Here is a 21,015-nt window from a genome sequence, read left to right as displayed (position 1 = left end):
CCGATCTCGCTTGCTAAATTAAAGAAAGGGGCCCGTTTTATTAAATCCCCTATCAAGAAGGCAATAAGAGTAAGAGTCGAGCGATTTTAGTCGTTGGACCGGCCTGCTCCAAACCACACTCCCCCCGCAGAAATGTACCCTTTGACGACAGCATCGGCGAAACTCTTCGTGTCTGCGCAGGAGGGGAACAACTCACGTCGAGATACACCTAGCGACGGTCTAAGGATTAAAGCGAGCGTTCAACGGTATAAGATGCCTGACAAACCTCCCCCATCGAGACAGCCTTGTCCGGTATAACGCTAAATCGGCCTGAAGAGCTATCAAACTCCCTCGCCGATCTGGCCAAGACCACCGGTCAAAGTGCGAACTACCTGACGCGAGACGTTCTTCGCGACTACATCGAACACGAAAAAGCTCTGACCACGCAGATCGAACTTGCCGTAAAGGAAGCTGATCAAGGCAAATTTGTTACCGGTGACCAAGTGGCAGCTATGCGTGCTCGGCGCTGGAGTACACGGTGATCGCCTCCAAATACTCGGCGTATTTCACACTCGACAACGCCCCCGTACCAAATGGTGAAGTCGGCGCAATATTGCTCTCCCAACACCTCCTGCCCTTCCCTGATAAACTGTGCCACTCGCCTCGCTGACCCAGATTCCCAATGCCCCTACAAACTGCCCCGCTGTCCCGCCGCTTCTCCGTTGCCCCGATGATGGATTGGACCGACGCCCACTGCCGGTTCTTCCTACGCATCCTCTCCAAACACGCCCTGCTCTACACCGAAATGGTCACCACCGGCGCGTTACTCAACGGCGACCACGAACGCTTCCTGCGCCACCACGAGTCCGAACACCCCCTGGCCCTGCAACTGGGCGGCAGTGTTCCCGCCGACCTGGCCGCGTGCGCCCGGATGGCCCAGGAGCACGGCTACGACGAGGTGAACCTCAACGTCGGCTGCCCCAGCGACCGGGTGCAGAACAACATGATTGGTGCCTGCCTGATGGGGCATCCGGTGTTGGTGGCCGATTGTGTGAAGGCCATGCGTGATGCCGTGTCGATTCCGGTGACGGTCAAGCATCGGATCGGGATCAATGGGCGGGACAGTTATGAGCAGTTGTGTGAGTTCGTCGGGACGGTGCGTGACGCCGGGTGCACGAGTTTTACCGTGCATGCGCGGATTGCGATTCTGGAGGGGTTGTCGCCGAAGGAGAATCGAGACATCCCGCCGCTGCGGTATGACGTGGCCGCGCGGTTGAAGGCGGACTTTCCGGAGTTGGAGATTGTGCTCAACGGCGGAATCAAGACGCTGGAGGCGTGCCATGAGCATTTGCAGACCTTCGATGGCGTAATGTTGGGTCGCGAGGCGTATCACAACCCGTATCTGCTGGCCGAGGTGGACCAACAGCTGTTTGGCAGCACCGCACCGATCATCAGCCGGGCCGAGGCATTGGCGCAGTTGCGGCCGTATATCGCCAATCATCTGGCCGCTGGTGGCGCGATGCATCACATCACTCGTCACGTGCTCGGGCTGGGCACCGGTTTTCCGGGAGCACGGCGGTTTCGGCAGTTATTGTCGGTGGATATTCACAAAACCAAGGATCCGTTGGCGTTGCTGGATCAGGCGGGGCAGTTGCTGGAAGGGCGCTGACCGTCACTTGCTTTGAACCTGCGGCCTGTTTTGGAATCGTATCTACCGATACCCGCCCCGACCTTTCAAACAGCCGTTTTCAGGTTGTTGCCACCGGGGCCATTTGATACCTCTTCACGCCCTTGAGTGGCTGCCGGCCCTCGGGTAATGTCAACAGACCCATAGGACAGAGCACGCTCATGACTTCCAAGCTGGAACAACTCAAACAATTCACTACCGTAGTGGCCGATACCGGCGACTTCGAAGCCATCGCCCGCGTTAAACCCGTGGATGCCACCACCAACCCTTCCCTGCTGCTCAAGGCTTCGGCCATCCAAGGCTATGCCGAGCTGCTGAACGCCTGCGTCGCGGACTGCAAGGGTGACGTAGGCCTGGCCAGCGACCGTTTCGGCGTGGCGGTTGGGCAAGAAATCCTGAAGGTGATTCCAGGGCGTATTTCCACTGAAGTGGATGCGCGCCTGTCGTTCGATACCGAAGCCATGTTGAAGCGTGCGCATCGTCTGATCGATCTGTATGAAAAAGCCGGCGTTGGCCGTGATCGCGTGCTGATCAAGATCGCTTCCACTTGGGAAGGCATTCGCGCCGCCGAGAAGCTGGAGCGTGAAGGCATCCAGTGCAACCTGACCCTGCTGTTTTCCTTCGCCCAGGCTGCGGCCTGTGCCGATGCCGGGGTGTTCCTGATTTCGCCGTTCGTGGGCCGGATCTACGACTGGTACAAGAAAGCCAATGGCAACGACTACACCGGTGCCGATGACCCGGGCGTGCAGTCGGTGACGCGCATCTACAATTACTACAAGGCCAATGACTATAAGACCGTGGTCATGGGTGCGAGCTTCCGCAACCTCAACCAGATCGAACAACTGGCCGGCTGCGACCGCTTGACCGTCAGCCCGGAACTGCTGGAAAAACTGGCCGCCGATGAAGGCAAGCTTGAGCGCAAGCTTGCGCCAGGCCAAGCCGGGGAAGCGCGCTTGATTCTCAACGAAGCGCAGTTCCGCTGGTTGTCCAACGAGGACGCCATGGCGACTGAGAAACTGGCCGAAGGCATTCGTCAGTTTGCCCGGGACCAGGAGAAGCTGGAAGCGTTGCTGCAAGCCAAGCTTTGAGCTGATTCAGGGATGTGAAAAGGGCGAACCTTGGTGGGTTCGCCCTTTTTTATGCGGTTTGGCTTAAGCGATGTGGCGGCTCGACAAACGCTATCGCGAGCAAGCTCGCTCCCACAGGGGGATGTCGGTTGGGCTCGATTAAGAGAACGCCACAAGACCTGTGGGAGCGAGCTTGCTCGCGATGAGGCGGGCGCAGCCTACATAAAGCCCAAGGCTCAAGGCCGCTCCAGCGCATTAACCAAGTCATGAAACGCTTCACGATTGGAGTCATTCAGCCCCATGAGGATCTTGTGGGCTTCAAGCACCTTGATCCGCACCTCTTCTTCAGACTGGTCCTGGTCAGGCAGGTCGTCCAGGCATTCAGGGCATGGCACGGGATCGCCGACGATGTTGAACACCTGATCGAAGCCCATGGACTGCAGCAGACGGGTGATGTCGTTGTGGGTGGTGACGACGGTCGGCAGCAGGCCGACCTTTTGCCGCGACAGGATCGACAGCTTGGCCAGCAGGCCAAGGGTGGTGCTGTCGATGCTGCGGGTTTCGGTCAGGTCAATCACGATGGCGCTGAAGTTCAGCGCGGTGAAGATCCGCTCAATAGTCGCATCCAGCGCCGAACATAGAGTCAGGCGCACTTCACCGACAAACTTCAGGACAAAGGTGCCGTCCTGCTCGGCGAACTGGATTCTACCAGTACTCATCAAAGATTCCTGCTCAACACTAACAGGGCGATATCATCCGGCATCTCCCCGAGCGTGGCTAATCCAAACACTTGACGCAAGCCTTCCAGGCTGCCGCCCGCTGCACTCACCCGTTCAGGCAAGGCCGCTTCTTTCTCTTTGAGTGTAGGTTCTGTCAAAAGGTCCAAAATGCCATCAGACATTAACGTCAAGCTGAATGTCGGCGGCAATTCCAGCACGTGGTCTTCGTAGGTGGCCTCGTTGAACAGGCCGACCGGCAAACCACGCCCTTCCAGATAACGAACACTGTCTGGCGTGTACAAAACAGGCAACGGCAGGTGACCGCCGATGCTATAGGTCAACAAACCCGTCTCCTCGTCGATGACTCCACCGACCATTGTGACGTGTTTGCCCAGCTTACAACTGATCAGGCCTCGGTTGATATGCCCAAGGACTTCTGATGGCTTGAACTCGGGCAATGTGCCGTTGCGCTTGGATTCGAACAGCAGGCGCGTGGTCATGAACTTCAACAGCACCGTGACGAATGCCGACGAAGCCCCGTGACCGGAAACATCCGCCAGATAGAACGCCACTCGCCGCTCATCGACCCGGAAGTAGTCCACAAAGTCTCCCGACAGGTACAACGACGGGATGATCTGGTGGGCAAAACGGAAATCGTCGACGGCCCAAGGGCTGACCGGCAGCATGTTCATCTGCACCTGGCGCCCGGCGTTCTGGTCTTCCTGCAACAGGTTCAGGCTGGCTTCCAGTTCGCGGTTGGCGGTTTCCAGCTTTTCGCGGTACCGCTGGTTTTCCACCAGCAGGCGCGAACGGTCCAGGGCCCGACGCACCGAGTGCTCGAGCACAGCCAGGTCTTCAAGGGGCTTGATCAGGTAATCCGCCGCGCCCAGGCGCAACGCCTCGACCGCGTCGTTCATCACGCCCGCGCCCGAAACCACGATCACCGGGGTCTGCGAGGAAAGCTCGGTGACCTGGCGAATGAGTTCGAGTCCGCCCATCTGCGGCATGCGCAGGTCGCAGATGACCAGGTCGGGCTTGTCTTGCTCGAATACCTGAAGACCCTGTTGGCCATTGCTGGCCTGCAGGACGCTGAAACCACTGTCTTCCAAGTAGGCCGCGAGACTGGCTCGCACCACTTCGTCATCATCGATTATCAGCAGCGTGGCACTGGTTTTTGGCATGTGGGCAAACGGCGCCAGAATTAGGTTGGCGTAGCGGGCTGGGCACTTGGGCCTGGCGCGCACTACTGGATTCGCTTTCTAGCCTCTCTGTCGTACCTGCTTCCGGCCTTTGCCCTACACACAGTTACATCAGAGGTGCCCTTCTAAGGCGCAGACGGTACTCCCATCCGCGGGGCGTTTCAAGCTCAGGCAGATAGCCGCTTGCCGTCTTTATTTGTCAAAGTACAGAGAGTTATAAGAACCGAGCGGAGCGTAACTCAATGGAAGGATCAAACCCGCTCAAACACGGCGCCAAAGCACGGAAGGCGGCCTTTTAGGCCGCCTTCCTGATTTACCGGACGAAATCAGAAATCGTCTTCGACCTGGCCATCCTTGACCTTGAATTCGCGGTTTTGCAGGAACGCGTTGCGCAGGAACACATACTTGTCGCCGCTCACCATTTTCTCGGCCGACAACAGGCTGGCGCGGGTGTCTACGATGTTCAGGCCCCTGATAGAGTTACGCACCGAAACGTTATCGATGTAACGATACGGAGCGGTGTAGTCGTCGACCAGCTTGGCTGGCGCGTCACGCACGGTGCTTGGCCCCAACAGCGGCAGCATCACATAGGGACCGCTGCCCACCCCCCAGTAGCCCAGGGTCTGGCCAAAATCTTCATCGCTGCGCTGCAGGCCCATCTGAGTGCCCACGTCGAAGAAGCCCAACAGACCGAAGGTGGTGTTGAAGATCAGCCGTGCAGTATCAGTCCCGGCAGCGGCCGGCTTGGCCTGCAACAAGTTGTTGGCCAGGTTGCCCACGTCACCGATGTTGCGGAACATGTTATGGATGCCGTCTTCGAGGAATTGCGGCGTCACATACTGATAACCCTGGGCCAACGGCTTGAGCGCATAGGTATCGACCGTGTCGTTGAAGGTGAAGATCGGACGGTTGATGCTTTCCCAAGGATCTTCTTCCGTGGCGGCCTGGGCAGCGAACGGAACCAGCAGGACGCTGGCAGACAAACACAGCTGAGCTAGACAATGGCTCCAGCGCATAAGGGGAAACTCCTTGGATTAATCAGGCAAGGGCGCCGAGCCCAGGCGGTAAGGCGGCTAGTATAAGACGGAACGCGTAGATAGGCAGCACTGAAAAACGCGCAAACCGTAGGACGTTTCCACCACCCGACGCCTTCATGTCACTGTCACTGGACTGTCATTGATGCACGTTAGGCTGCAGGGTATTTCAAGGACGTTCCCATGCCCCGCGCCGAAGCCCTGCCCCTCCCCGCTCCCAGCCTGACCGCTGTATTGTTTGGCCTGAGCGGATGCCTGGTGGATTTCGGGGGACGCATTCGTCAGCCAGGGGCAGCGCCGGCCGAGCATGCGCAACCGACACCTGGCGCCCTTGAGAGCCTGCACCACTTACAGCGACAGGAAATTCCCTGCGCCTGGCTCGATGAATTGCCACCTGCTGTCAGTCATGCCCTGGCGGCCTCGTTACCGACCTGGATCAAACCGCCGCAACTTCCAGCAACAAATAATCCGTGGCCGGCACCGCATGCCTGCTGGCAAGCCTTGATGACGCTGAACGTCCAGCAATTGGACGGCTGCGTGTTGGTCAGTGGCGAACCCAGGCTGTTGCAATCGGGGCTCAACGCCGGTTTGTGGACCATCGGGCTGGCGTCCTGCGGCTCGCTGTGTGGCCTGACGCCGGATGAATGGCAGGCGCTAAGCAAACAGGAACGGGAAACCAAGCGCGCCAAGGCCACCGTGCAATTGTTCGGCCTGGGGGTGCATTCGGTGATCGATCACCTGGGCGAACTCGACACCTGCCTGGCCGATATCAGCCTGCGCCGACTCAAAGGCGAGAAGCCATGACCGGGATCATGCAGGGTGCGTGAGGGTGGATTACTCTTAAGGCAAGCCATGGACTTTTGACGAACCGTCGCGGTCCATGGCTGTGCCTATCAATAAAGGGAGTACGCCAATGCCTGCCCGCGAATTGCAAGAACAGCTCAATAAACTGCGCGAGCAATTGGAACAGAATCCACCACTTTCCGAAGTCGAGCGCGACGACCTGCACGCGCTGATGCAACAGATCGAACTTGAGCTTGAGCTGGAAACCAAAACACCGGACACCAACCTCGCCGACAATGTGAACCTGGCCGTCGAACGCTTCGAACTGGAACACCCGACCCTTGCCGGGACGTTACGCAATATCGTGCAAGCCTTGGGCAATATGGGGATCTGAACCCGCCAAAAGCCAAAAGCCCTGCTGTCGATAGCGGGGCTTTTTAATTTCACGAGCTGAAATGCAACCCATTGTGGGAGCGGGCTTGCTCGCGATAGCGGCTTGTCAGCCAACATCAATGTTAAATGTGCCGCCCTCATCGCGAGCAAGTTCGCTCCCACAGGGGTTATTCATTGGCGAACCAAACGGTGGTTCGGCAGCTGGACGTCTTCGGTACTGCGATACGGGTTGATGTCCAACCCGCCACGGCGCACATACCGCGCATACACCGTCAACTTCTCCGGCTTGAGCAAGCGCTGCAAGTCGAGAAAGATCCGCTCCACGCATTGTTCATGGAAATCCGAATGCTGGCGGAAGCTGACGATGTAGGCCAACAGGCTCGCGTGGTCCAGGGCTGCACCGCGATATTGCACCGCCACGCTGCCCCAATCCGGCTGGCTGGTCACCGGGCAGTTGGACTTGAGCAGATGGCTGTGCAGGCTTTCCTCGACGATGCGCGAATCATCGCAACTTAGCAGTTCCGGGCGCGGGTGCTCGTAGGAGTCGACGCTGATGTCCAAGTCGTCGATGCACACGCCGGGCAGCGCCACGATGCCTTCACACTCCACGTCCTTGAGACTGCGAACGCGCACGCCCACCGGTTTACCAGCAGCGGCGGACAAGTCCTGGCGCAGGGTCGCTTCCAGGCTCTCGATATCGGCGAACGGCGTCTGGTTCAAGGAGTTGAGGTAAAGCTTGAAGGATTTGGACTCGATGATGTTCGGCGAATCCGCAGGGATCGAGAATTCGCCGATAGCCACCACCGGCTTGCCGGACGGCAACAGCCACGACAGTTCGAAGCAATTCCAGAAATCCACGCCTTTGTACGGCAGGCTCTCAGCCGTCAGGCCCAACTCCGCCCATTTTGCGGTACGCGGGATCGGGAACAGCAGTGACGGCGTGTACGTGGCGATGTATTCGCTGGACTTGCCCAGCGGCGAATGTTCGGCTGCGGGATGCATGACGGAAACCTGACTGAAGAATCAGCCGATTCTATCAGCCTTTGCCGCAGCCTTTGAGTGCTTACTGACTGACTGTCAGCTCGCCCTTCATCCCGGCCTGGTAATGGCCGGGAACATTACAGGCAAATTCCAGGCGCGTAGCCTTGTTGAACGTCCAGGTCAGCTCGGCGGTTTTGCCCGGCTCCACCAGCACACTGTTAGGGTCGTCGTGGCCCATGCCCGCCTGGCCGTGCCCCATGGAGGCATGGTCCATGCCTTGCTTCATCGCAGTCGGCGTCAGCTGTCCGCTCTGTTGCATCTTGAGCATTTCCTGCTGATGCTGGGCATGCATCGCGACATTGCCCAGGTTGAACTCGTGGAGCAACCGGCCTTTGTTGATGAGCACAAAACGAACGGTTTCCCCTGCCTTGATATCAAGCGCGCCGGGATCGAACGTCATATCCCCCATCACCACATCAATGCTGCGACTGGCCTTGGCCGCCGGCGCAGGCTGGCCGAAATCAAAATGGCCGGGTGACGCCCAGGATGGCGCGCTGAAAACCAGTGCGCAGGCGGCCAGGATCAAGCGTTTTCCCATCAACATGTCCATACTCCAATCAGATTCAGCTTGTGGGAAACTCTATCCTGGCCCGCCTGCCAGACGGCTGACGGCTCGATTACAACTTTGTCAGGTTGCGCCACGGCACTGACTGCCACGGTATAACGCCCTTGTTCCAACCATGCCTTGAGTTGCCCATGAAACTGCTGATTGTCGAAGACCAAACGAAAACCGGCCAATACCTGCGCCAGGGCCTGGGCGAAGCCGGGTTCAATGCCGACCTGGTGGCCGACGGCATCACCGGTCAGCAACTGGCCTTGAGCGGCGAATACGCCTTGCTGATCCTCGACGTGATGCTACCCGGCCGCGATGGCTGGCAGATTCTGCAAGCCGTGCGCGGGGCCGGGCTGGATACGCCGGTGCTGTTCCTCACGGCGCGGGATGCGGTAGAGGATCGGGTGCACGGCCTGGAGTTGGGCGCCGATGATTACCTGGTCAAACCCTTCGCTTTTTCCGAACTGCTGGCACGGGTGCGCAGCCTGTTGCGCCGGGGCAGCTCGACGCCCCAGGAAACCAGCCTGCAACTGGCCGACTTGCGCCTGGACCTGATCCGCCGACGCGTCGAACGCAGCGGCCGACGCATCGACCTCACTGCCAAGGAATTCGCCTTGCTGGAAATGCTCCTGCGGCGCCAGGGCGAAGTCCTGCCCAAATCCCTGATCGCGTCCCAGGTCTGGGACATGAATTTCGACAGCGACACCAACGTGATCGAAGTCGCGATACGGCGCCTGCGAATCAAGATTGACGATGACTTCCCCAGCAAGCTGATCCACACCGTGCGGGGCATGGGGTATGTGCTTGAAGAGCGCAGCCTGTGAGGGGCCAGTGGTCACTGAGCAGCCGGCTGGCGCTGCTGTTCGCTGCCTGCACCGCCGTAGTGTCGCTGTTTGCCGGGGTGTTGTTCAGCCGTGGCAGCGAGGCGCATTTCATCGAGCTGGACCAGCAACTGCTGGAAGGCAAACTGATCGGACTGCGCCGCGCCCTGCAGGACCTCAATGCCGAGCAGGCCCAGAGTCGCCTGGAAGATGAGCTGAGCCGTCAGGCCGACCTGGCGCTGCGCATCAAGGGCAGAGATGGGGTGCGCTGGTACGACAGCTCGATCCGGATTCCGGCGCAATTGCCCGAGCGCCCGGGGCTGTCGACCCTCAGCGATGGCGACAGCGATTACCGTGTACTGAACGCACCGTTGTATCCCGAGCAACCCAATTCGCCACAACTGACGCTGCTGCTGGACATCACCCATCATCAGCACTTCCTGCAACGCATGCAGCGCCTGATCTGGCTGACCGTCGGCCTCTCGGCCCTGGCCACCGCCCTGCTCGGTGCCTGGGCCGCCCGACGCGCCTTGCGACCGTTGCGACGCATGGGTGCCATCGCCGGCAGTGTCTCGGCCCGCTCCCTCAACGCCCGACTACCAGAAGAGCAAATGCCCGCGGAACTCGCGGAATTGTCCCACAGCATCAACGCCATGCTCGGACGCCTCGACGATGCGTTTCAGCGTCTCTCAGCGTTTTCTGCCGACATCGCCCATGAGCTGCGCACGCCGCTGTCGAACCTGCTGACCCACACCCAGGTCACCCTCACCCGCGAGCGTTCGCTGGAGGATTACCGCGAAGCGCTGCACAGTAATCTCGAGGAACTGCAATGGATGGCGCAGTTGGTCAACGACATGCTGTACCTGGCCAAGGCCGACCACGGCCTACTGGCACCCAACCGCGAGCCGCTGGAACTGGCGGAGGAAGTGGACCTGCTGCTGGAGTTTTTCGCGCCGCTGGCTGAAGACGCCGATGTCCGCTTGAGCCGTGAGGGCAAAGGCCACATCGAGGGTGATCGCAGCATGTTGCGCAGGGCGCTGTCCAACCTGCTGGACAACGCCCTGCGCTTCACCCCCGGTGGCGGTGAAGTGCGGGTGCGAATTGTCGATGAGGCTCACATGGTGAGCGTAAGCGTGGAAAACAGTGGCAAGGGTATTTCAGCGGACTTGCTGCCGCGCCTGTTCGACCGTTTCTACCGCGCCGACCCGGCTCGCCAGGAAGGCAGCAGCGAGCACGCAGGGCTCGGGCTGGCGATTACCCGCTCGATCATCCGCGCTCATGGCGGGCAGATTCGATGTGAATCGGCCGATGGCTGGACGCGGTTTGTGATTGAGTTGCCGAAGGGGGATTAAGGCCGACACAAGCTCCCTCGCCACAGGGGCAATCGCCACTTGCCCCTGGGCTTGCAGTGGCTCAGCAAACCCATTTTGTAGTTTCTCAGGAATAGCGCAACGCCTGCGCCGGTTCGATCTTCGCCGCACGCCACGCCGGGTAAACCGTGGCGAGGAAACTCAGGATGAACCCGGCGGAGCAGATCAACACCACATCGCCGCGCTGAAGCTCCGATGGCAGGTTGCTGACGAAATACACATCGGAACTGAAGATGTGCTGACCGCTGACCCGCTCCAACCAGCCCACCAGGGCACTGACGTTCAACGCCGCAATCACCCCCAGCACGCCGCCAATCAGTGTGCCGACGATGCCGATCACCGTGCCCTGGACCATGAAGATCGCCATGATCTGCCGCGGTGTCGCGCCGATGGTGCGCAGGATCGCGATGTCCGCGCCCTTGTCATTCACCACCATGATCAGGGTGGCGATGATGTTGAACGCCGCCACCGCGACGATCATCAGCAACAGCAAACCAATCATGGTTTTTTCCATTTTCATGGCACTGAACAGGCTGCCCTGGGTGTGGGTCCAGTCGTCGGCCTTGTACTTCGCGCCAAGCCCCGTGGCGATGTCGCCAGAGACTTGCGGCGCGGCGTACAGATCTTTCACCGCCAGGCGCACACTCTGCACCTGATTCGGCTGCCAGTGCTGCATCTGCGCGGCGTCGGCCAAGTGGATCAAGGCCATGGAGCCATCCAGCTCGGCGCCGACCTTGAACACACCCACCACGTTCAGCCGCTGCATGCGCGGGGTAATGCCGCCCGGCGCGGTGCTGATTTCCGGCACGATCAGGGTCAGTTTGTCGCCGACGTTGAGGCGAAAGCGCCGGGCGGTGATTTCTCCGATCACCACGCCGAATTCACCCGGCTTCAGCGCATCGAGACGCCCCTGGACGATATGCTGGGCGACGATGGACACCTTGCCTTCCTGGGCCGGATCGATACCACTGATCTGAATCGGCTGCATCGAACCTTTATGGCTGAGCATGCCCTCCATTTCGGTGAACGGTACGGCGGCGACCACTTCCGGATTTTTCAGCGCTGCGGCGGCCACCGGTTGCCAGTCGTCGATCGGATTGACGCCGACGATGGTGGCGTGGGGCACCATGCCGAGGATGCGCGAACTCATTTCGCGCTGGAAGCCGTTCATCACCGACAGCACCACGATCATCGCCAGCACACCCAGGGCGAGGCCGATCATCGAAGTCATGGAGATGAACGAAACAAAGCGATTGCGGCGCTTGGCGCGGGTATAGCGCGTGCCGATAAAAATCGATAACGGTCTGAACATTCGCGGGGCACCGTATAAAAATAAGAGACCCGGCGTGTGTAGCAAACACCGGGTTTCGGTCGGTCAGATGGGCGTCAGGCAACCTTCCTGCAAGTGCAGGACGCGGTCCATCTGCCGGGCCAGGTTCATGTCGTGGGTCACCACCAGGAACGCGGTGCGCATCGAGGTGCTGAGTTCCAGCATCAGGTCCTGGATGCCTTGGGCGGTGTGAGAGTCGAGGTTGCCGGTCGGCTCATCGAGCATCACCAGGCCAGGCTTGTTGACCAGGGCCCGGGCAATCGCCACGCGCTGGCGCTCACCACCGGACAGTTCGGCCGGCTTATGCTCCAGGCGATGGCCCAGCCCTACCCGCTCCAGCAATGCCGTGGCGCGCTGACGCGCTTCAGGAATCGCGGTGCGACCGATCAACAGCGGCATGCAGACGTTTTCCAGGGCGGTGAACTCAGGCAACAAATGGTGGAACTGGTAAACGAAGCCCAGGGAACGGTTGCGCAGCAGGCCACGGGCCTTCTCGTTCAGCGCCGAAAGTTCTTCGCCCGCCAGCCAGACACTGCCGGCGGTCGGCGTATCGAGGCCGCCCAGCAGGTTGAGCAATGTACTCTTGCCCGACCCGGAGGTGCCGACAATCGCCACGCGCTCGCCCGGATGCAGCTCCAGTTGCAGGCCCGACAACACCACCACCGACTCCGGGCCTTCCTCGTAAGATTTGCCCAGGTTACGGCAGCTCAAAATCGCTTTTTCACTCATGCCCGACTCACTCATAACGTAACGCCTCCGCAGGCTGGGTGCGCGCGGCACGCCAGGCTGGATACAGGGTGGCGAGGAAACTCAGGACCAACGCGGCGCCGCAGACCATCAACACGTCATCTGCCTGCAATTGCGATGGCAGGTAGTCGATGAAATACACGTCGGCGTTGAGAAACTTGTGCCCGATCAGGCCTTCGAGGGCCGCGATGGCGGCGCTGACGTTCAGCGCGGCGAACATCCCGACCAGGGCGCCGACGAATGTGCCGATCACCCCAATGACCGTGCCCTGGACCATGAAGATCCGCATGATCTGCCCCGGCGTAGCGCCAAGGGTGCGCAGGATGGCGATGTCGCCTTTCTTATCGTTCACCACCATCACCAGGGTGGAAATGATGTTGAACGCGGCAACGGCGACGATCAGCAGCAATAGCAGGCCGATCATGGCTTTTTCCATGCGGATCGCCTGGTACAGGTTGCCGTGGGTGCGGGTCCAGTCGCGAGCGTAGTAACGGTCTTCGCCGAGCTGCTGGGCGATGGTCCACGCGACGCGCGGCGCCTGGAACAGATCGTCGAACTTCAGCCGCAGGCCCTGGACCTGATCCGGCTTCCAGCGATGCAGTCGAGCCAGGTCCTGGAGATTGGTGACGCCCAGGTAACCGTCCAGCTCACCGGCGCCGACATGGAAAATGCCGACCACGGTAAAGCGTTTCATGCGCGGGAACATGCCGCCCGGCGTCACGGTGACTTCCGGTGCGACGAAGGTCAGCTTGTCGCCGATGGCGGCGCCGAGCTTGGCCGCGGCCTTGTCGCCGATGACGATGCCGAAACTGCCCGGCTCCAGGTCGTCGAGTTTTCCCTGTTGCATGAAGTTGTCGATGATCGACACCTGCCGCTCAAGCCCGGGGTCGATACCATTGAGCAAGACCTTGGAGACCTTGCCATTGTTGGTCAGCAGCCCCTGCATCTGAGTGAAAGGCGCAACGGCCAACACCTGCGGGTTCTGCTTGACCTTGGCGGCCAGGCTCGGCCAATCGCTGATGGCCTCGCCGGATTCGAGGGTCGCGTGGGGCACCATGCCCAGCACGCGGGTGCGCATTTCATGATCAAAGCCGTTCATCACCGACAGCACGACGATCATCACGACCACGCCGAGGGCCAGCCCAATGATAGAAGTCAGGGAAATGAACGATACGAAATGATTGCGACGCTTTGCACGGGTATAACGCGTGCCGATAAATACGAAGAGAGGTCTGAACATGTCGGGGCTTGTTCGGAGGGAAAAGGAACGTCCTTGTGGCGGGGGTCACAAACCAGCTTTACACTCAGACCACCGCCGCTACCATGGGTTCGCCATGTCGACATTAGATGAAGAAGATCGCCGCGAATACTACCGTATCGAGGACACGATCGCACTGGAAATTCGGCCCCTCTCCATTCCTGAAGCTGCTGGCCAGGAAGTGTTGCAGGATGCTTCTCCACTGTTCAATCTGCTCAGTGAACTGCACCTGAGCGAATTTGAGTCCCAGCACCTGCTGCGCCAGATCAGCGAGCGCGAACGCAGCATCGCCGCGTACCTCAAGGCGATGAACAAACGCATCGATCTGCTCAGTCAGGTCATCGCCCTCACTGCGCTTGGCGAAATCGGCGAACCCAAACCGGTGATCATTTCCGAAGGCGGCATCGACTTCCAATACCCCACGCCCGTCGCCGTCGGTACACATCTGTCAATCAAGCTGGTACTGATGCCGCAGGCCCTCGGGTTGTTACTCCGGGCACGCGTCACGCATTGCGACCCCAAGGGCGACGGCTACGATGTGGGCACCGAATTCGAACACCCCACCGACGCCCAGCGTCAGCTACTGGCCCGCTATATCCTGCAGAAACAGGCGCAAGAACGTCGCCTGGCTCGGGAACTGAACGAATCAGGTATCAATAAGGAACAACCGTGACCCTCATTTATGGCCACCGCGGCGCCAAGGGCGAAGCGCCGGAAAATACCCTGACCGGTTTTCAGGAGTGTCTCAAGCACGGCGTGCGCCGTTGCGAGCTGGACCTGCATCTTTCGATGGACGGCGAGTTGATGGTGATCCACGACCCGACCCTCAAGCGCACCACCGATCGCCGGGGCAAGGTGGTCGAGCACACCGCCGCCGAACTGGTCACCTACGATGCGCGCAAGGGTGGCCCGGGCTGGATCAAACCATGCCCGATTCCACGCCTGGAGGAGTTGTTCGAAAAATGTGATTTCGAGCATTGGCAACTGGAGGTCAAGAGCGCCTCGCGCACCCGCGCCGCCGCCACCGTGCTGGGGATCCGCGAAATGGCCCAGCGTTTCGGACTGCTGGACAAAATCACCATCACCTCCAGCTCCCGGGAAGTGCTCAAGGCGGCCCTGGACCTGACGCCGGACATTTCGCGCGGCCTGGTGGCCGAGTACGCCTGGCTCGACCCGTTGAAGGTCGCCCAGAGTTATGGCTGTGAAATCCTGGCGCTGAACTGGACGCTGTGCACGCCCGAACGCCTGGTCAAGGCCCAGCGTCAGGGGCTGCACGTGTCGGTGTGGACCGTCAACGAACCCGCGCTGATGCGCAGGCTCGCCGACTTTGGCGCTGACAGCCTGATTACAGACTTTCCCGGTTTGGCCACTGCCACGCTCGAGAATTGCTGAAATCGGTCTCCCCGGCCGGCTCAGGCCACCGGCCGGAGCCGCTCAAAAAAGCCGGTTGAGCCCGTCATAGGCCGCTACCCGATAGGCTTCAGCCATGGTCGGGTAGTTGAACGTGGTGTTGACGAAGTACTTCAGGGTGTTCAACTCGCCCGGCTGGTTCATGATCGCCTGGCCAATGTGAACGATCTCCGAAGCCTGGTAGCCGAAGCAGTGCACGCCCAGCACTTCCAGGGTCTCGCGGTGGAACAGGATCTTCAGCATGCCTTGCGGCTCACCGGCGATCTGCGCCCGCGCCATGCTCTTGAAGAAGGCCTTGCCCACTTCATAAGGCACCTTGGCTTGGGTCAGTTCCTGCTCGTTCTTGCCGATCGAGCTGATTTCCGGAATGGTGTAGATACCGGTCGGTACGTCGTTGACGAAGCGCCAGCTGCCGTTGTCGACGATGCTGCCGGCGGCCGAACGGCCCTGGTCGTGGGCGGCACTGGCCAGGCTCGGCCAGCCAATCACGTCACCGGCGCCGTAGATATTCGGCACGCAAGTACGGTAGTTCTCATCGACTTCGATCTGGCCACGGCTGTTGACCTTCACGCCGATGTTTTCCAGGCCCAGGGTGTCGGTGTTACCGGTACGACCGTTGCACCAGAGCAAGGCGTCGGCCTTGATCTTCTTGCCGGACTTGAGGTGCAGGATCACGCCATTGTCCACACCTTCGACACGGTCGTAGTCTTCGTTGTGGCGCACGGTGATGTTGTTGTTGCTGAAGTGATAACTCAGGGCCTGGGAGATCTCCGAGTCCAGGAAGCTCAGCAACTGGCCGCGGTTATCCACCAACTCCACCAGAACACCCAGGCCGCTGAAGATCGAGGCGTATTCGCAACCGATCACCCCGGCGCCGTAGACGATGAGCTTACGCGGGGTGTGGCCCAGGCTCAGGATAGTGTCGCTATCGTAGATACGCGCATGGTTGAAATCGATGTCGGCCGGGCGATACGGGCGCGAGCCGGTGGCGATGATGATGTGCTTGGCCACCAGTTTTTCGACCACACCGTTGCCGCAGACTACTTCGACGGTCTGCTCATCGGCAAAGCTGCCGGTGCCAAAGAACACGTCAACGCGATTGCGGGCGTAGTAGCCAGTGCGCGAGGCGACCTGCTTGGAGATCACCTTCTCGGCGCTCTTGAGCACGTCCGGGAAGGAGAACCAGCGCGGCTCGCCGATGGCCCGGAACATCGGGTTGGTGTTGAACTGCATGATCTGCCGGACCGAGTGACGCAAGGCCTTGGACGGGATGGTGCCCAAGTGGGTGCAGTTACCGCCGACCTGCCGACGGCTGTCGACCATCGCCACCTTGCGCCCTGCCTTGGCAGCGTTCATTGCCGCGCCTTCACCCGCCGGGCCAGAACCCAGTACCACCACGTCGTAGTTGTAGACAGCCATGCGTACTCCTCAGAACAGGCCGTGGTGCCTCACTTGGCACCAACGGCTAAATCATGCCGGCCTGCGGCATGAAGGAACAATTTGGGGCCGGTTCACGAGCCCGGCCACAGTCTATAGAAGCGTCAACGCCGCGCACATTACCCCTTGGTCGCGTCGGAGGCTAGGGGGCGTTCTCAATTAGTTTCCCCACCGCGTTGTGCCTTAAAGCGGGCCAGGCAAGGCGCAGGCCGCTGGGAATGGTGTTCCCTTTCCAAGGCCTGCAACGCAGCATGGCCCGCTTTAAGGCGCAACCCGGAGGGCCGGGCCTGCTGTTGTGCAGGGCTGCGTTGCTCAAAGCTTATTTGGAATGACCAAACCACGCTTCTCGCGCCTTGCCCTGCACAACAGCAGACCCGGCGCGGTGGGGAAACTAATTGAGAACGCCCCCTTTGCCTGCGCTATTTCGCAACAGGTACGCTTTCGTAACGCTGTCATCATTGGCTTTTTCCGTTGCTCATCCGTTCAAACACATCGTTGGTACGGGTGACAAAACGATTACCGTCGCGCAGCACGAAAAATACCCCGACACCGTGTTCTTGGGCATAGTCCCAACCCCGTTCAGGCCCGAGAATCAACAACAGCGTCGACAGTCCATCGGCCATCAACGCCGAAGGATGAATCACCGTGACTGACGCCAAGCTGTGTAGGACCGGCGCACCGGTGCGCGCATCGAAGGCGTGGGAATAACGCACGCCGTCCTGCTCGAAATAACGACGGTAATCACCGGACGTCGAAACCCCGTAGCCATTGACCTCGATGACACGCTCGGCCACTTGCCGGTCGTCCCGTGGTTCCTCCAGGGCAATGCGCCAGGCCGAACCATCGGGTTTGCGCCCGACAGCCTTGAGCTCGCCGGTGGCTTCGGCCAGGTAGCTGTCGATGCCCAAGGCCTGGAGCCGGGCGGCGATCCGGTCGACGGCGTAGCCCGCGGCAATACTGTTGAAGTCGACCTCCACTGCGGCGTCCTTGCACAACCGGTCGCCGTCGATACGCAGATGACCATGCCCGACGCGCTGACGCACCAGGGCCAGAGCTTCTGCAGTCGGTACTTTCTCGGCTCGGGACTGGGGGCCGAAGCCCCACAGGTTCAGCAGCGGCTCCACCGTCAGGTCGAAAGAGCCGTCACTTTGTGAAGACAACTGCTCACCCATCCGGACCAACTCCAGGACCGGACCTGGCATGACCTGGCAGCCGTTGGCCGGCAACGCATTGAAACGTTCGACGTCCGAGTCGCTGCGATAAGTGGAGAATTGCCGATCCACTTCGGCAAGGATGTTTTCCACCTCGGCCTGCACCCCTTTCGGACCGGGCGTGGCGGAATGCCTGACGTATTGAATGGAGTAGTGACTGCCCATGGTCGGGCCGTCGAAGCGCTCCAGGGTGTCGTCGTTGCCACAGCCGGACAACACACTGACCAGCACCACAAGCCCAATCCATCGTCCAGTTAACAAATCTTCATCTCCCCTCAAAACCGCGCAAGCCATTATGGGCTTCAGTGCGTGCCTGCGCGAACCTGTGGGAGCAAAGCTTGCTCGCGACAAACGATGACGCGGTATAGCAGGTGAACCGTATCGCCTGCATCGCGAGCAAGCTTTGCTCCCACGGGCTTTGGCCCCCCAAGCCTTGCTCTCACAGGTGCAGCGCTTTCATACAAGATAGTCAGAGTGAGTACCTACAAATGCCTTCCACCACGAGCAACGGCAAGGCGATCTTTCGCGTTGTCAGCGGCAACTTCCTGGAGATGTTCGACTTCATGGTCTATGGCTTCTACGCCACGGCCATCGCCAAGACGTTCTTTCCGACCGACAGTGCTTTCGCCTCGCTGATGCTGTCCCTGGCCACGTTCGGCGCCGGGTTCCTGATGCGCCCCCTGGGGGCGATTTTCCTCGGCGCCTACATCGACCGTCACGGCCGTCGCAAAGGCTTGATCATCACCCTGGCGATGATGGCCATGGGCACCATCCTGATCGCCTGCGTGCCGGGCTACGCCGTCCTGGGCGTGGCGGCACCGCTGCTGGTGCTGCTGGGTCGCTTGCTGCAAGGCTTCTCCGCCGGTGTCGAACTGGGCGGTGTGTCGGTGTACCTGGCGGAAATCTCCACGCCGGGGCGCAAGGGCTTCTTTGTCAGTTGGCAATCGGCCAGCCAACAGGCCGCCGTGGTATTTGCCGGCCTGCTGGGGGTTGGCCTCAATCACTGGCTGAGCCCCCAAGAGATGGGCGATTGGGGCTGGCGCGTCCCGTTCCTGGTCGGCTGCCTGATCGTGCCGGCGATATTCGTGATCCGTCGCTCCTTGGAAGAAACGCCTGAATTCCAGGCGAGAAAACATCACCCTACCCTATCGGAAATCATCCGCTCCATCGGTCAGAACTTCGGCATCGTCTTGGCCGGCATGGCGCTGGTGGTCATGACCACGGTGTCGTTCTACCTGATCACCGCTTACACGCCGACCTTCGGCAAAGCCGAATTGAACCTGTCGGATCTGGACGCATTGCTGGTCACGGTGTGCATCGGCCTGTCGAACTTCTTCTGGTTGCCGGTGATGGGCGCGTTTTCCGACAAGATAGGACGCAAACCCCTGCTGCTTGGCGCGACTATCCTGGCGGTCCTGACGGCGTACCCGGCACTGTCCTGGCTGGTGGCAAACCCCAGCTTCAGTCATCTGCTGATCGTCGAACTGTGGCTGTCGTTCCTGTATGGATCGTACAACGGCGCCATGGTGGTGGCCTTGACGGAAATCATGCCGGTCGAGGTGCGTACCACCGGCTTCTCCCTGGCCTACAGCCTGGCGACAGCGACGTTTGGTGGGTTTACGCCTGCCGCCTGCACTTACCTGATTCATGTATTGGATAACAAGGCAGCGCCAGGGATCTGGCTCAGTGGCGCGGCGGTGTTGGGGTTGATTGCGACCTTGGTGTTGTTCAAGGGTAATCGGCATGAGCTGCGGACTGCACAAGCTTCAGTCGTCGGCGGCGCCTGACACATCGCTATCGCGAGCAAGCTCGCTCCCACAGTTGACCGCGCATACCCTGTGGGAGATTCTATGTTGCAGGGGAACCCTGCAACCCTGAATTTGGTTGGTATTCGCTCTGATTTTTCATCAGGGCGAATGCTACCCGACACAACTTGCGAGCGAGGATAACCAAGGCCTGAGTTCTGGCCAGGCCTCGTGCCAAGAAGGCCTCATAGTAAGGTTTCCAGGCAGGAGACCGACAGGCCGCCATCGCGGCGTTGTGCGCCAAGCGTCGTAGCTCCCCGTCCCCTTTTTTGCTCAAGTGACGAGGACTGTGCTTCTTCCCTGAATCTTTTGGACGCAAATCCATCCCCAAGAAAGCAATGAATGCATCGCCACTGACGAAGTGACCGCGCATGAATGCGGTCGCCAAGCCAATGGCCGTCAGTTCACCAATCCCTTCAATGGCTTTGCAGCGGTTGATGTTTTCAGTGATCCCTGCCGCTTGGCTGGCCTCACGCATTAGTTTCTGAATGGCCTGATCGGACTCTTTGAAGACCTCCAACTGCCGGGCCAAGATGTCCTTCAGACGCGGTTCGTTCGAAAAGCTCAGCACGATGCTGACGCGGGCCTTGATGAGTGCCGCACGTTTTCTAAGCAGGCTTTTTAACACTTTGTAGGCTTCTGGAGGTGGGCTCCAGATACGCAGCCTTGCTTGTTCGTTCGTTAGATAACGAGCCAGCAAACGCGCATCACAAGGATCAGTTTTAGCCCGCAGACCAATACTTTCACGGTAATGAGCCACCCGATAAGGATCCACAACGTAAACATGAAACCCCATTCCATGGGCCAGCTCAGCTGTGTCCAGGTGATAAAAACTGGTGGCTTCCAGCGCAATCGAGCTTTGGGCTGGTAGTGTTTTGAGCCACCGGCCAAGAGCTTCTCGATTGTTGTCGATGGCTTGAGTGATTTTCAGGTCTTCGCGGTAAACGACGATTTCGGCCTTCGCTACATCGATACCAATAACCGTTGGTGAGTTAAGGATTGTCATGACGAATCCTCGGAGCTAGGGTTTAGGTGCTTGTCGGGGTCTACCTTTGCGCTGGCTTGCCTCTATCGTCGGTTTTACCGATGAATTCCTTATCGGCGCTTTAGGTAGAAAGGGCGGAACGAGAAGTCTCCCACGGTCCGTACTGGCTAGAGTCGGAATCGAGCT

21 protein-coding genes are annotated in these 21,015 nt (G+C 59.8%); 10 read left to right on the top strand and 11 right to left on the bottom strand.

The window, feature by feature from the left end; all coding sequences use genetic code 11:
* Window positions 1-284 precede the first annotated feature (284 nt).
* From EPZ47_RS09660 to tal, 3 genes are all read left to right on the top strand, one after another.
* The gene (locus EPZ47_RS09660) at window positions 285-521 is read left to right on the top strand and encodes a CopG family ribbon-helix-helix protein (protein WP_135844550.1); all 237 of its coding nucleotides are present in this window, start codon (window positions 285-287) and stop codon (window positions 519-521) included.
* A 140-nt stretch (window positions 522-661) separates the two neighbouring features.
* Window positions 662-1,648 carry a tRNA dihydrouridine(20/20a) synthase DusA gene (gene dusA / locus EPZ47_RS09650; protein WP_135844549.1) on the top strand — a complete coding sequence of 329 codons (987 nt, stop codon included), beginning with the start codon at window positions 662-664 and terminating at the stop codon, window positions 1,646-1,648.
* A gap of 179 nt (window positions 1,649-1,827) precedes the next feature.
* The gene (gene tal / locus EPZ47_RS09645; RefSeq protein ID WP_135844548.1) at window positions 1,828-2,754 is read left to right on the top strand and encodes a transaldolase; all 927 of its coding nucleotides are present in this window, start codon (window positions 1,828-1,830) and stop codon (window positions 2,752-2,754) included.
* A 215-nt stretch (window positions 2,755-2,969) separates the two neighbouring features.
* On the opposite strand, the gene rssC is transcribed toward tal, so the two are convergent.
* From rssC to EPZ47_RS09630, 3 genes are all read right to left on the bottom strand, one after another.
* The gene (gene rssC, locus EPZ47_RS09640) at window positions 2,970-3,452 is read right to left on the bottom strand and encodes an anti-sigma factor antagonist RssC (protein WP_025212773.1); all 483 of its coding nucleotides are present in this window, start codon (window positions 3,450-3,452) and stop codon (window positions 2,970-2,972) included.
* On the bottom strand, window positions 3,452-4,633 hold the full coding sequence (gene rssB / locus EPZ47_RS09635; RefSeq protein ID WP_003199694.1) for a two-component system response regulator RssB: 1,182 nt from the start codon (window positions 4,631-4,633) through the stop codon (window positions 3,452-3,454). Before rssB ends, rssC begins: the two co-directional genes overlap by 1 nt.
* 344 nt (window positions 4,634-4,977) lie before the next feature.
* Complete coding sequence (locus EPZ47_RS09630) at window positions 4,978-5,667, bottom strand: MlaA family lipoprotein (protein WP_135844547.1); 690 nt, start codon at window positions 5,665-5,667, stop codon at window positions 4,978-4,980.
* A 201-nt stretch (window positions 5,668-5,868) separates the two neighbouring features.
* On the opposite strand from EPZ47_RS09630, the gene EPZ47_RS09625 reads away from it, so the two are divergent.
* The gene (locus EPZ47_RS09625; protein ID WP_135844546.1) at window positions 5,869-6,489 is read left to right on the top strand and encodes an HAD superfamily inactivated hydrolase PcrP; all 621 of its coding nucleotides are present in this window, start codon (window positions 5,869-5,871) and stop codon (window positions 6,487-6,489) included.
* A gap of 109 nt (window positions 6,490-6,598) precedes the next feature.
* On the top strand, window positions 6,599-6,862 hold the full coding sequence (locus tag EPZ47_RS09620) for a DUF4404 family protein (RefSeq protein WP_135844545.1): 264 nt from the start codon (window positions 6,599-6,601) through the stop codon (window positions 6,860-6,862).
* Between the two features lie 170 nt (window positions 6,863-7,032).
* On the opposite strand, the gene queF is transcribed toward EPZ47_RS09620, so the two are convergent.
* Together queF and copI are read right to left on the bottom strand one after the other, a co-directional pair.
* Entirely contained in the window at window positions 7,033-7,863 is an 831-nt protein-coding gene (gene queF, locus EPZ47_RS09615; protein WP_135844544.1) for an NADPH-dependent 7-cyano-7-deazaguanine reductase QueF, read from the bottom strand.
* A 61-nt stretch (window positions 7,864-7,924) separates the two neighbouring features.
* Window positions 7,925-8,446 (bottom strand): copper-resistant cuproprotein CopI, encoded by a 522-nt coding sequence (copI, locus tag EPZ47_RS09610; protein WP_135844543.1) that lies wholly within the window; start codon window positions 8,444-8,446, stop codon window positions 7,925-7,927.
* 152 nt (window positions 8,447-8,598) lie between these two features.
* Between copI and EPZ47_RS09605 the strand changes: the two genes are divergently transcribed.
* Together EPZ47_RS09605 and EPZ47_RS09600 are read left to right on the top strand one after the other, a co-directional pair.
* On the top strand, window positions 8,599-9,279 hold the full coding sequence (locus EPZ47_RS09605; protein WP_135844542.1) for a heavy metal response regulator transcription factor: 681 nt from the start codon (window positions 8,599-8,601) through the stop codon (window positions 9,277-9,279).
* Window positions 9,276-10,628, top strand: coding sequence for a heavy metal sensor histidine kinase (locus EPZ47_RS09600; RefSeq protein ID WP_135844541.1), 1,353 nt, complete (start codon window positions 9,276-9,278; stop codon window positions 10,626-10,628). Before EPZ47_RS09605 ends, EPZ47_RS09600 begins: the two co-directional genes overlap by 4 nt.
* Window positions 10,629-10,713: 85 nt before the next feature.
* Here EPZ47_RS09600 and EPZ47_RS09595 read toward each other — a convergent pair whose 3' ends face one another.
* The 3 genes from EPZ47_RS09595 to EPZ47_RS09585 all read right to left on the bottom strand — a co-directional run bounded on the left by EPZ47_RS09595 (window position 10,714) and on the right by EPZ47_RS09585 (window position 13,963).
* The gene (locus EPZ47_RS09595) at window positions 10,714-11,958 is read right to left on the bottom strand and encodes a lipoprotein-releasing ABC transporter permease subunit (protein ID WP_135844540.1); all 1,245 of its coding nucleotides are present in this window, start codon (window positions 11,956-11,958) and stop codon (window positions 10,714-10,716) included.
* A 63-nt stretch (window positions 11,959-12,021) separates the two neighbouring features.
* Window positions 12,022-12,705 carry a lipoprotein-releasing ABC transporter ATP-binding protein LolD gene (gene lolD / locus EPZ47_RS09590; RefSeq protein ID WP_162843734.1) on the bottom strand — a complete coding sequence of 228 codons (684 nt, stop codon included), beginning with the start codon at window positions 12,703-12,705 and terminating at the stop codon, window positions 12,022-12,024.
* A gap of 7 nt (window positions 12,706-12,712) precedes the next feature.
* A complete protein-coding gene (locus tag EPZ47_RS09585) occupies window positions 12,713-13,963 on the bottom strand; it encodes a lipoprotein-releasing ABC transporter permease subunit (RefSeq protein WP_135844539.1) in 1,251 nt (416 codons plus the stop codon).
* Window positions 13,964-14,057: 94 nt separating this feature from the next.
* Between EPZ47_RS09585 and EPZ47_RS09580 the strand changes: the two genes are divergently transcribed.
* Together EPZ47_RS09580 and EPZ47_RS09575 are read left to right on the top strand one after the other, a co-directional pair.
* Window positions 14,058-14,654, top strand: a complete 597-nt coding sequence (locus tag EPZ47_RS09580; protein WP_135844538.1) for a PilZ domain-containing protein — start codon at window positions 14,058-14,060, stop codon at window positions 14,652-14,654.
* Complete coding sequence (locus tag EPZ47_RS09575) at window positions 14,651-15,373, top strand: glycerophosphodiester phosphodiesterase (RefSeq protein WP_018604880.1); 723 nt, start codon at window positions 14,651-14,653, stop codon at window positions 15,371-15,373. Before EPZ47_RS09580 ends, EPZ47_RS09575 begins: the two co-directional genes overlap by 4 nt.
* A gap of 42 nt (window positions 15,374-15,415) precedes the next feature.
* On the opposite strand, the gene sthA is transcribed toward EPZ47_RS09575, so the two are convergent.
* Both sthA and EPZ47_RS09565 read right to left on the bottom strand, forming a co-directional pair.
* The gene (sthA, locus tag EPZ47_RS09570) at window positions 15,416-16,810 is read right to left on the bottom strand and encodes a Si-specific NAD(P)(+) transhydrogenase (RefSeq protein ID WP_003183399.1); all 1,395 of its coding nucleotides are present in this window, start codon (window positions 16,808-16,810) and stop codon (window positions 15,416-15,418) included.
* A gap of 473 nt (window positions 16,811-17,283) precedes the next feature.
* The gene (locus EPZ47_RS09565; RefSeq protein ID WP_135844537.1) at window positions 17,284-18,273 is read right to left on the bottom strand and encodes an FAD:protein FMN transferase; all 990 of its coding nucleotides are present in this window, start codon (window positions 18,271-18,273) and stop codon (window positions 17,284-17,286) included.
* 254 nt (window positions 18,274-18,527) lie between these two features.
* Here EPZ47_RS09565 and tcuC point away from each other — a divergent pair, with 254 nt between their 5' ends.
* Window positions 18,528-19,826 carry an MFS transporter gene (gene tcuC, locus EPZ47_RS09560; protein WP_135844536.1) on the top strand — a complete coding sequence of 433 codons (1,299 nt, stop codon included), beginning with the start codon at window positions 18,528-18,530 and terminating at the stop codon, window positions 19,824-19,826.
* Between the two features lie 61 nt (window positions 19,827-19,887).
* Here tcuC and EPZ47_RS09555 read toward each other — a convergent pair whose 3' ends face one another.
* Window positions 19,888-20,850 carry an IS110 family transposase gene (locus tag EPZ47_RS09555; protein WP_135844194.1) on the bottom strand — a complete coding sequence of 321 codons (963 nt, stop codon included), beginning with the start codon at window positions 20,848-20,850 and terminating at the stop codon, window positions 19,888-19,890.
* Window positions 20,851-21,015: the final 165 nt, after the last annotated feature.

The sequence above is a fragment of the Pseudomonas viciae genome (assembly GCF_004786035.1).
Taxonomy (GTDB): Bacteria; Pseudomonadota; Gammaproteobacteria; order Pseudomonadales; family Pseudomonadaceae; genus Aquipseudomonas; species Aquipseudomonas viciae.
The sequence above is the reverse complement of the archived record's forward strand: the minus strand, read 5'-3'. Positions and strand labels throughout refer to the sequence as shown.

What these genes read in the sequence shown, in the direction of transcription:
- tal (WP_135844548.1), top strand. Translation starts at nt 1,828, where the DNA reads ATGACTTCCAAGCTGGAACAACTCAAACAATTCACTACCGTAGTGGCC.
- EPZ47_RS09625 (WP_135844546.1), top strand. Translation starts at nt 5,869, where the DNA reads ATGCCCCGCGCCGAAGCCCTGCCCCTCCCCGCTCCCAGCCTGACCGCT.
- queF (WP_135844544.1), bottom strand. Translation starts at nt 7,863, where the DNA reads ATGCATCCCGCAGCCGAACATTCGCCGCTGGGCAAGTCCAGCGAATAC.
- dusA (WP_135844549.1), top strand. Translation starts at nt 662, where the DNA reads ATGCCCCTACAAACTGCCCCGCTGTCCCGCCGCTTCTCCGTTGCCCCG.
- lolD (WP_162843734.1), bottom strand. Translation starts at nt 12,705, where the DNA reads ATGAGTGAAAAAGCGATTTTGAGCTGCCGTAACCTGGGCAAATCTTAC.
- rssC (WP_025212773.1), bottom strand. Translation starts at nt 3,452, where the DNA reads ATGAGTACTGGTAGAATCCAGTTCGCCGAGCAGGACGGCACCTTTGTC.
- sthA (WP_003183399.1), bottom strand. Translation starts at nt 16,810, where the DNA reads ATGGCTGTCTACAACTACGACGTGGTGGTACTGGGTTCTGGCCCGGCG.
- EPZ47_RS09580 (WP_135844538.1), top strand. Translation starts at nt 14,058, where the DNA reads ATGTCGACATTAGATGAAGAAGATCGCCGCGAATACTACCGTATCGAG.
- EPZ47_RS09630 (WP_135844547.1), bottom strand. Translation starts at nt 5,667, where the DNA reads ATGCGCTGGAGCCATTGTCTAGCTCAGCTGTGTTTGTCTGCCAGCGTC.
- EPZ47_RS09595 (WP_135844540.1), bottom strand. Translation starts at nt 11,958, where the DNA reads ATGTTCAGACCGTTATCGATTTTTATCGGCACGCGCTATACCCGCGCC.
- tcuC (WP_135844536.1), top strand. Translation starts at nt 18,528, where the DNA reads ATGCCTTCCACCACGAGCAACGGCAAGGCGATCTTTCGCGTTGTCAGC.
- EPZ47_RS09555 (WP_135844194.1), bottom strand. Translation starts at nt 20,850, where the DNA reads ATGACAATCCTTAACTCACCAACGGTTATTGGTATCGATGTAGCGAAG.
- copI (WP_135844543.1), bottom strand. Translation starts at nt 8,446, where the DNA reads ATGTTGATGGGAAAACGCTTGATCCTGGCCGCCTGCGCACTGGTTTTC.
- rssB (WP_003199694.1), bottom strand. Translation starts at nt 4,633, where the DNA reads ATGCCAAAAACCAGTGCCACGCTGCTGATAATCGATGATGACGAAGTG.
- EPZ47_RS09620 (WP_135844545.1), top strand. Translation starts at nt 6,599, where the DNA reads ATGCCTGCCCGCGAATTGCAAGAACAGCTCAATAAACTGCGCGAGCAA.
- EPZ47_RS09605 (WP_135844542.1), top strand. Translation starts at nt 8,599, where the DNA reads ATGAAACTGCTGATTGTCGAAGACCAAACGAAAACCGGCCAATACCTG.
- EPZ47_RS09585 (WP_135844539.1), bottom strand. Translation starts at nt 13,963, where the DNA reads ATGTTCAGACCTCTCTTCGTATTTATCGGCACGCGTTATACCCGTGCA.